Below are 2061 nucleotides of genomic sequence, written 5' to 3' on the forward strand. Positions count from 1 at the left end.
TCGTTGGTGAAGCGCTCGCCGTGCTCGTTGACCTGCAGGAAGAACTCCTGGCCGAACTGGAGGATATGAGCCATTACCGCATGGGGTCCCACGTCCAGGTGGCCGCCGACGTTCATGCCCATCTGCTGGCCGTCGCCGGTATCGGCGGGGTTGCCGTCGTGATCCGTCACCTCGTATGAGAACAGGAATTTGTCCTGGTTCTTCAGAATCCACGGAGCATACTGCCCCAGCATTTTCTCGTTGTGGGAATAGCCGCCCGTGGCGAGCACCACGCCCTTGGAGACACGATAGCGCGTGTAGCCCTCGCCCTCATCATTGCGGCAGATCACGGCGGTTATCTGGCCGTCAGCAGTCTCGAGCTTCACGGCTGGCGAATAGAATTGCACCTGCGCGTTGCCGGTGGCCACGGCTGCATCGACATTGGCCTGCAGAATGGGCGTATGGGTCTCGTCTCCGCCGCTGATGCAGCAGCATCCGGCGAACAGGCGTTCGTGATCGATGCCGAAGCGGTAGACGCCGCTCGTGAGCGTATCGGCGCAAACGAACAGCTGATTAGGATCTTCGGGAAGCTCGTCTTCCATGCCGAGCCAGATGAGGCCGTCGTATGCGGAGGTGTACCACTCGAAAGCCTCTCCGCAGTTCTTCAGCCACTTCGTGGTTATGCGATAGTCTGCGCGATGTGACATTTGCGTCATGAGCTCGTTGGCCACCTCGGTGGGGCTGATGTCCTCGATTCCGATGGAGCGCGTCTTCTCGGTGCCGAAGGCGGCGAACATGTTCGAGCGAGCACTGGGCTTGCTGCCCTTCTCGACGCCGATTACCTTGAGTCCTCCTTCAGCGGCAGAACGCAGGGCTCCTACCCCCGCCACGCCCAGGCCGACCACGCACACGTCGCAATCAACCGTCTCGATAATCTTGTCCTCGGGGATGTCGGTTTCCACCAGGGTGCCAGTGTCAGCGAGGGCGGTCTGGTCGTCGCCAGCTGCCTCGGTTGGCTGCTTCGGGGCGCAGCCGGCGAGGCCTGCGCCGGCAGCTGAAGCGCCCGCCAGCCCGAGCGCTGCCAAAAAGCTTCGGCGGCTGAGCGTTCCCTTCTTCCCAAAATCCTTCATCGTCACGGTACCCTCCTTTTGTCGTGTATCAGGACAGCACCTATGTCACCGCATTGAGAAGCCGTGGAAAACAGGAGAAACGTATGAAATACAAGAAAAAGCACCCTATACGAAAAGTACGACAACCATCTGACCAGGCGGTTTATTCCTTCGAGGTCGTTTCAACGAGCGAGATAAGCTCTTGGCGCGAATGGACGCCGCATTTGGTGTAGATGTGCTGCAGGTGAGATTTCACCGTGCTCTCGCTGATTACGAGCTTCTCTGCAATGTAGGGGGCGCTTCGTCCGACGATGTAGAGATTGAATACATCGCGTTCGCGAGTAGTCAGGCCCATGTTGTCGCTGAATGATTCAAGGGGACGACCCGAGAGTGAGGTGAGCTTCGCGCCGCCGCTTGCGGACAACAGCAGCGACATGGTTCGATCCTCCAGAATCCAAATGGATGCCACGACGAGCAGAAGGGCCATGAAGAGCATGGCGACCCTGCTTGCGATGTGGGGTCCGAAAAAAGCGGAAGCTAGCAGGGGGAGGGACCCTAAAGTCCCCACACACCAGGCAGTGGCTAAGATTCTCACACGAGTACCAGGATACAGCCGCCCCAGGAGCAATCCCATGTAGAGGGCGCCGCATTCCAAAAGAGAGTATGCGATGCCGGCCAACACGTAGGCAAGGTAGGTGAGAGTCGATGAGAACAGCACTAAGATAAGAGCGACCAGCGAAAGGGTCGCAACCACTTTCGTCCATACCGACAGATTGAAGTCTCGCCCGCGGTTAAAGAGCCAGAGCACGAGTGCGAGCGATATAGCGGTAATGATGACGGGGAACATCTCGCCTTCTGCCTGCTGCAGGAAGACCGAGTACTGCAAGGATCCCACCACCAGTCCGATAACAAAGAAGCTGCAGAGGATTTTCGCCAGCGAAGACGGCTCGAGGGTAAAAGACCGCTCGGCCTC

2 protein-coding genes are annotated in these 2061 nt (G+C 58.5%); both read right to left on the bottom strand.

The window, feature by feature from the left end:
• On the bottom strand, positions 1-1109 hold a 1109-nt coding region (locus tag ACTOXK_RS12265; protein ID WP_482280018.1), incomplete at its 3' end, for an FAD-dependent oxidoreductase.
• Positions 1110-1251: 142 nt separating this feature from the next.
• A partial coding sequence (locus ACTOXK_RS12270; protein ID WP_482280017.1) for a helix-turn-helix transcriptional regulator occupies positions 1252-2061 on the bottom strand: 810 nt, incomplete at its 5' end.

The sequence above is a fragment of the Adlercreutzia sp. genome, from assembly GCF_056795635.1.